This is a genomic window from Hominisplanchenecus faecis (assembly GCF_020687205.1).
GTDB classification, from domain to species: Bacteria; Bacillota; Clostridia; order Lachnospirales; family Lachnospiraceae; genus Hominisplanchenecus; species Hominisplanchenecus faecis.
On sequence record NZ_JAJEQE010000019.1, the window covers coordinates 42,841 to 49,029 of the forward strand.

The 6,189-nt window shown below is 43.1% G+C and carries 11 protein-coding genes; all 11 read left to right on the forward strand.

Annotated features, from left to right (window positions below):
- Nucleotides 1-26 precede the first annotated feature (26 nt).
- Entirely contained in the window at nucleotides 27-428 is a 402-nt protein-coding gene (gene rpsH, locus LKD42_RS07275) for a 30S ribosomal protein S8 (protein ID WP_022119147.1), read from the forward strand.
- A 156-nt stretch (nucleotides 429-584) separates the two neighbouring features.
- Nucleotides 585-1,124, forward strand: coding sequence for a 50S ribosomal protein L6 (rplF, locus tag LKD42_RS07280; protein ID WP_147632278.1), 540 nt, complete (start codon nucleotides 585-587; stop codon nucleotides 1,122-1,124).
- A gap of 17 nt (nucleotides 1,125-1,141) precedes the next feature.
- Nucleotides 1,142-1,510 carry a 50S ribosomal protein L18 gene (gene rplR / locus LKD42_RS07285; RefSeq protein WP_022119145.1) on the forward strand — a complete coding sequence of 123 codons (369 nt, stop codon included), beginning with the start codon at nucleotides 1,142-1,144 and terminating at the stop codon, nucleotides 1,508-1,510.
- A 17-nt stretch (nucleotides 1,511-1,527) separates the two neighbouring features.
- Nucleotides 1,528-2,037: a 30S ribosomal protein S5 gene (gene rpsE, locus LKD42_RS07290; protein WP_022119144.1), complete on the forward strand. Its 510-nt coding sequence runs from the start codon at nucleotides 1,528-1,530 to the stop codon at nucleotides 2,035-2,037.
- A 14-nt stretch (nucleotides 2,038-2,051) separates the two neighbouring features.
- Nucleotides 2,052-2,234, forward strand: a complete 183-nt coding sequence (gene rpmD, locus LKD42_RS07295; protein ID WP_022119143.1) for a 50S ribosomal protein L30 — start codon at nucleotides 2,052-2,054, stop codon at nucleotides 2,232-2,234.
- A gap of 21 nt (nucleotides 2,235-2,255) precedes the next feature.
- Complete coding sequence (rplO, locus tag LKD42_RS07300) at nucleotides 2,256-2,696, forward strand: 50S ribosomal protein L15 (protein ID WP_022119142.1); 441 nt, start codon at nucleotides 2,256-2,258, stop codon at nucleotides 2,694-2,696.
- Complete coding sequence (gene secY / locus LKD42_RS07305; protein ID WP_147632279.1) at nucleotides 2,696-4,012, forward strand: preprotein translocase subunit SecY; 1,317 nt, start codon at nucleotides 2,696-2,698, stop codon at nucleotides 4,010-4,012. The genes rplO and secY overlap by 1 nt, the downstream gene beginning before the upstream one ends.
- A 133-nt stretch (nucleotides 4,013-4,145) precedes the next feature.
- A complete protein-coding gene (locus tag LKD42_RS07310) occupies nucleotides 4,146-4,790 on the forward strand; it encodes an adenylate kinase (protein ID WP_022119140.1) in 645 nt (214 codons plus the stop codon).
- Between the two features lie 5 nt (nucleotides 4,791-4,795).
- Entirely contained in the window at nucleotides 4,796-5,554 is a 759-nt protein-coding gene (map, locus tag LKD42_RS07315; protein WP_248835268.1) for a type I methionyl aminopeptidase, read from the forward strand.
- Between the two features lie 9 nt (nucleotides 5,555-5,563).
- On the forward strand, nucleotides 5,564-5,854 hold the full coding sequence (locus tag LKD42_RS07320; protein WP_022119138.1) for a KOW domain-containing RNA-binding protein: 291 nt from the start codon (nucleotides 5,564-5,566) through the stop codon (nucleotides 5,852-5,854).
- Nucleotides 5,832-6,050, forward strand: coding sequence for a translation initiation factor IF-1 (gene infA, locus LKD42_RS07325; protein ID WP_022119137.1), 219 nt, complete (start codon nucleotides 5,832-5,834; stop codon nucleotides 6,048-6,050). The genes LKD42_RS07320 and infA overlap by 23 nt, the downstream gene beginning before the upstream one ends.
- Nucleotides 6,051-6,189: the final 139 nt, after the last annotated feature.

Genomic DNA, 6,189 nt, shown 5'->3' on the forward strand with positions numbered 1-6,189 from the left:
AAGTCTGAGAAGAGGAGGAAACTTACATGACAATGAGCGATCCAATCGCAGATATGCTTACAAGAATCCGTAACGCAAACACTGCTAAACATGACACAGTAGATGTACCGGCTTCCAAAATGAAAATTGCTATCGCAAACATTCTGGTAGACGAAGGATACATTAAAAAATACGATCTGGTAGAAGATGGTATCTTCAAAACAATCCATATTGAACTGAAATATGGTGTTGACAAAAACGAAAAAGTTATCACAGGTATCAAGAGAATCTCCAAACCTGGTCTTCGTGTATACGCAGGTAAGGATGAACTGCCAAGAGTACTGGGCGGACTGGGTATTGCAATCCTGTCTACAAACCAGGGCGTTATCACTGACAAAGAAGCTCGTAAACTTCAGGTAGGTGGAGAAGTTCTGGCATTCGTTTGGTAGGCCGAAAGCAACTTAATGAGTGCAAACCGAAAGGTGCAGTACGAGTTTAGTTGAGGGAAGATCCCGCTTAGCGAAAGCAACTTATTTGCAGTAATTTACTGAAAACAGAAAGGGCACAGGATCCTTTCCGAAAATTTAAGTAAGGAGGAAAGATACATGTCACGTATCGGAAGAATGCCGGTAGCTATCCCGGCTGGTGTAACAGTTGATATTGCAGAAGGCAATAAAGTTACAGTTAAAGGTGCAAAAGGAACTCTGGTAAGAGAGTTACCTGTTGAAATGGAAATCAAGATCGAAGATGGTCACGTAGTTGTTACAAGACCGAACGATTTAAAGAAGATGAAATCCCTGCATGGTCTGACAAGAACACTGATCCACAACATGGTAGTTGGTGTAAGCGAAGGCTATGAAAAAGTTCTGGAAGTTAACGGTGTTGGTTACAGAGCTCAGAAACAGGGTAAAAAACTGGTACTGTCCCTTGGATATTCTCATCCGGTAGAGATGGAAGATCCGGAAGGACTTGAGACAACAGTTGACGGAAACAAGATTGTTGTTAAAGGTATCAGCAAAGAAAAAGTTGGCCAGTACGCAGCTGAAATCAGAGAAAAGAGAGCACCGGAACCTTACAAGGGTAAAGGTATTAAGTATGCTGATGAAGTAATCAGACGTAAAGTTGGTAAGACTGGTAAGAAATAATTAAGGAGAGTGTGAAAATGGTTAGCAAAGAATCAAGAACAAAAATTCGTGAGAAAAAGCACAGAAGACAGCGTAACCGTTTCAGTGGTACAGCTGAAAGACCACGTCTGGCTGTGTTCAGAAGTAATAATCATATGTATGCTCAGATTATTGACGATACAGTTGGAAACACTCTTGTATCTGCCTGCACACTGCAGAAAGATGTAAAGGCAGAGCTGGAAAAAACCAATAACGTTGATGCTGCAGCATATCTGGGAACAGTAATTGCAAAGAAAGCTTTAGAGAAGGGCATCACCACTGTTGTCTTCGATAGAGGCGGCTTCATTTATCAGGGTAAAGTCAAAGCATTAGCAGATGCAGCTAGAGAAGCTGGTCTTGAATTCTAGGACAAGGAGGAAGAACGATGAAACATACACTTATCGATGCCAGTCAGTTAGAGCTGAACGAAAAAGTTGTATCTATTAAACGAGTTACAAAAGTTGTTAAGGGCGGACGTAACATGCGTTTCACAGCTTTAGTAGTTGTAGGTGACGGCAATGGACACGTTGGAGCAGGTCTGGGTAAAGCAGCTGAAATTCCGGAAGCGATCCGCAAAGGAAAAGAAGATGCAGCAAAGAAACTGATCAAAGTTGACCTGGATGAAAATGCAAGTATTCCACATGATTATACAGGAAAATTCGGTGGTGCTTCCGTACTGCTGAAGAGATCCCCGGAAGGTACCGGAGTTATCGCCGGTGGTCCGGCACGTAACGTACTGGAAATGGCTGGTATCAAAAACATCCGTACAAAATCTCTGGGATCTAACAACAAACAGAACGTAGTTCTGGCTACAATGGAAGCTCTGAAGAGCCTGAAGAGTCCGGAAGAAGTAGCAAGACTTCGCGGCAAATCTGTTGACGAAATTCTGGCATAAGGAGGATTTGAAAAATGGCAGATACATTAAAAGTTACTTTAGTAAAATCCCCGATTTCCGCAAAACCGAAGCATCGTGCAACGGTTGAGGCTCTGGGACTTAGAAAACTGAACAAGACAGTTGAACTGCCGAACAATGCTGCAACACTGGGTATGGTAAAGCAGGTTCAGCATCTGGTAAAGGTAGAAGAAGCGTAAATCAATATAGGAGGTGTCGAAATGGATTTATCTAATTTAAAGCCTGCTGCAGGTTCTACACATAACGATAATTTCCGTCGTGGACGTGGACATGGTTCAGGAAACGGAAAAACAGCTGGTAAAGGCCACAAAGGTCAGAAGGCACGTTCTGGTGCACCAAGAGTAGGATTTGAAGGTGGACAGATGCCGCTGTACAGACGTATCCCGAAGAGAGGTTTCACTAACAGAAACTCCAAGGATATCGAAGCTGTAAACGTAAGTGCATTAGAGAGATTTGACAATGATACAGAAGTTACCATTGCAACTCTGATTGAAGCCGGTGTGATCAAAGACGCAAAAGACGGCGTTAAAATCTTAGGAAACGGAGAACTGACCAAAAAGCTTACTGTTAAAGTAAACGCTTTCAGCGAAGGCGCAAAAGCTAAGATAGAAGCACTCGGTGGAAAAGCAGAGGTGATCTAATGTTTCAAACATTGCGTAATGCATTTAAGGTAAAAGATATTCGTTCAAAAATCTTTTACACCTTTTTAATGCTGGTAGTGGTAAGGCTGGGTTCCCAGCTGCCAATACCTGGCGTTGACAGATCTTACTTTGCAAACTGGTTCTCACAGCAGGTGGGAGATGCATTCAACTTCTTTGATGCATTTACCGGTGGATCTTTTGAAGAGATGTCAATTTTTGCATTGAATATTACCCCTTACATTACGTCATCCATCATTATTGAACTTCTGACGATCGCAATCCCGAAACTGGAAGAGATGCAGAAGGATGGCGAAGAGGGAAGAAAAAAACTGACAGCTATCACACGTTATGTGACCGTAGGTCTGGCTCTGCTGGAAAGTATCGCCATGGTTATCGGATTTGGCCGTCAGGGACTTATTCCGGATATGACAGCCATGAACGTTATCACAGTTGTTGTATCTCTGACTGCAGGTTCCGCATTCCTGATGTGGGTTGGTGAGAGAATTACAGAAAAAGGCGTTGGAAATGGTATTTCTATCGTCCTGATGATCAACATTCTGTCCCGTGTTCCGAGCGACATCACAACACTGTATGAGACATTTATAAAACCGCAGACGGTTGCCAAAGGTGCTCTTGCAGCTGTGATCATTCTTGCAGTTATCGTTGTTACCGTAGTGCTGGTTATCCTGCTGAACGGTGCAACAAGAAATATTCCGGTTCAGTACGCAAAGAAAATGCAGGGAAGAAAAATGGTTGGCGGTCAGTCATCCAGCATTCCGCTGAAAGTAAATACAGCAGGTGTTATTCCTGTTATCTTTGCTTCTTCTCTGATGTCCATGCCATCTATCATTGCGGCATTCATGGGAAGAGGAAACGGAAATGGTATCGGATCCAAGATTTTGAAAGGATTAAGCCAGCAGAACTGGTTTAGCCTGTCAAATCCAGTTTATACACTGGGATTTGTCCTGTATGCGGTTATGATCGTATTCTTCGCATATTTCTATACTTCTATCACCTTCAACCCGATTGAAGTAGCAGACAATATGAAAAAACAGGGTGGATTTATCCCGGGTATTCGTCCGGGTAAACCGACTCAGGATTATCTGGAGAAGATCCTGAACTATATTATCTTTATTGGAGCTATTGGACTTCTGATCGTCTGCACGATCCCAATCGTATTCAATGGTGCTTTTGGAGCTTCCGTATCTTTCGGAGGAACATCCATCATCATTATCGTTGGCGTTGTGCTTGAAACATTAAAGCAGATTGAGTCCCAGATGCTTGTACGCAATTATCGAGGATTCTTGAGTGAATAAAAGTGTGCGTCTCATCTGCCAGATCGTTAAGATCTTGACAGATGAGATTGCGCACTAAACTGCGTTATGGGAAAAATTAAAAATGTTGCTTAAAACAGCATTTACATAAAAAGCGAAATGGGGGTATTTTACTATGAAAATCATTATGTTAGGTGCACCTGGTGCAGGAAAAGGAACACAGGCAAAAAAGATCGCGGCAAAATATGAGATTCCGCACATCTCTACAGGAGATATTTTCCGTGCCAATATCAAAAACGGTACAGAGCTTGGAAAGAAAGCGAAAACTTATATGGATCAGGGACTGCTTGTTCCGGATGAACTGGTAGTGGATCTGGTAGTGGACAGAGTTCAGCAGGCAGACTGTGCAAAAGGTTATGTACTGGACGGATTCCCGAGAACCATTCCTCAGGCAGAAGCACTGGATGCAGCACTTGCGAAACTGAACGACAAAATTGACTATGCGATCAACGTTGAAGTACCGGATGACAACATCATTAACCGTATGGGCGGCAGAAGAGCATGCGTTGGCTGCGGAGCTACTTATCATGTAGTATTTAACGCACCGAAGCTGGAAGATACCTGCGATTCCTGCGGCGAAAAACTGATTCTGCGTGATGATGACAAACCGGAAACCGTTAAGAAACGTCTGGATGTATACCATGAACAGACTCAGCCATTGATTGATTACTATAAGAAGGCCGGAGCACTGCGTGAAGTTGACGGCACAGTTGATATGGAAGATGTATTCCAGGCAATTGTTAAGGTGTTAGGAGAGTAAAAAAGATGTCAGTATCAATAAAATCTGCACACGAAATCGAACTTATGAGAGAATCCTGCAGGAGACTTTCCATTGTTCATAAAGAACTGGAAGAGGCAATCAGACCGGGGATTTCTACTTTGGATATTGACCGACTGGGCGAAAAACTGATCAGAAGCCTTGGCGGTATTCCAAACTTTCTTCATTATAATGGCTATCCTGCTTCTATCTGCGTTTCTGTAAACGATGAAGTAGTGCATGGTATTCCAAGCAAACATCGTATTCTGCAGGAAGGCGATATCGTAAGTCTGGATGCAGGTCTGATCTACAAAGGATTTCATTCCGATGCAGCCAGAACCCACGCAGTCGGCAAGGTATCACCGGAAGCACAGAAGCTGATGGATGTGACAAAACAGAGTTTCTTTGAAGGAATCAAATACGCAAAAGCCGGTTATCATTTAAATGAGATCGGAGCTGCAATCGGAGATTATGCAGAAAGCTTTGGTTACGGAGTTGTAGAAGAGCTTTGCGGACACGGAATCGGACGCAACCTGCATGAAGATCCGGAAATTCCAAACTTCAGACAGAAGAGACGCGGAATCAAACTGGTTCCAGGTATGACACTGGCAGTAGAGCCAATGATCAACATGGGACGAAAAGATGTCTACTGGAAAGACGATGACTGGACAGTTGCAACAGAAGACGGTCAGTATTCAGCACATTATGAGAACACGATCCTGATTACCGACGGTGAGCCGGAAATCCTGACCTTATACAGAGAGTAAGGAGAAATCATGGAACAGATAATGTGCGGGATGCTTGCCCGCTCAAAGGCCGGACATGATGCGAAAACTTTGTATCTGGTCTGCCGGACAGAAGGAGATTTTGTTTACCTCTGTGATGGGCGACTGAGAAAGTTTGACAGTCCAAAGAAAAAGAATAAGAAACATATCCAGATTATTCACAAAATTCCGGAAGCACTGGCAAACTGGAATGGAGAAGCATTGAGAGATGAGAAAATCAGATCAATTCTGAAAGATTATAAAATGAAGGAGGTTCACGATGTCGAAAGCAGATGTAATTGAGGTGGAAGGAACAGTACTGGAGAAACTGCCAAATGCAATGTTCCGTGTAGAACTGGAAAACAAACATGTGGTACTGGCTCATATCAGCGGTAAGCTGAGAATGAACTTTATCCGTATCCTTCCGGGTGACAAAGTAACAGTAGAAATGTCTCCGTATGACCTGTCAAAAGGACGTATTATCTGGAGAGATAAATAAAAAGTTGTGGCGGAGGTTTGTGTAAATGTGCAAATGAACGCCATAGAAATGATTAAAAAAAGTATAACGCCATGATGATTCGAAAACAATCTCCTGACACGCTGCGTTTCCTGTTCGGTTCGCTCGCCTGTTAGCCGCC

Excerpts from the sequence above, each read along its gene's own strand:
- rpsH (WP_022119147.1), top strand. The coding sequence starts at position 27 with ATGACAATGAGCGATCCAATCGCAGATATGCTTACAAGAATCCGTAAC.
- rplF (WP_147632278.1), top strand. The coding sequence starts at position 585 with ATGTCACGTATCGGAAGAATGCCGGTAGCTATCCCGGCTGGTGTAACA.
- rplR (WP_022119145.1), top strand. The coding sequence starts at position 1,142 with ATGGTTAGCAAAGAATCAAGAACAAAAATTCGTGAGAAAAAGCACAGA.
- rpsE (WP_022119144.1), top strand. The coding sequence starts at position 1,528 with ATGAAACATACACTTATCGATGCCAGTCAGTTAGAGCTGAACGAAAAA.
- rpmD (WP_022119143.1), top strand. The coding sequence starts at position 2,052 with ATGGCAGATACATTAAAAGTTACTTTAGTAAAATCCCCGATTTCCGCA.
- rplO (WP_022119142.1), top strand. The coding sequence starts at position 2,256 with ATGGATTTATCTAATTTAAAGCCTGCTGCAGGTTCTACACATAACGAT.
- secY (WP_147632279.1), top strand. The coding sequence starts at position 2,696 with ATGTTTCAAACATTGCGTAATGCATTTAAGGTAAAAGATATTCGTTCA.
- LKD42_RS07310 (WP_022119140.1), top strand. The coding sequence starts at position 4,146 with ATGAAAATCATTATGTTAGGTGCACCTGGTGCAGGAAAAGGAACACAG.
- map (WP_248835268.1), top strand. The coding sequence starts at position 4,796 with ATGTCAGTATCAATAAAATCTGCACACGAAATCGAACTTATGAGAGAA.
- LKD42_RS07320 (WP_022119138.1), top strand. The coding sequence starts at position 5,564 with ATGGAACAGATAATGTGCGGGATGCTTGCCCGCTCAAAGGCCGGACAT.
- infA (WP_022119137.1), top strand. The coding sequence starts at position 5,832 with ATGTCGAAAGCAGATGTAATTGAGGTGGAAGGAACAGTACTGGAGAAA.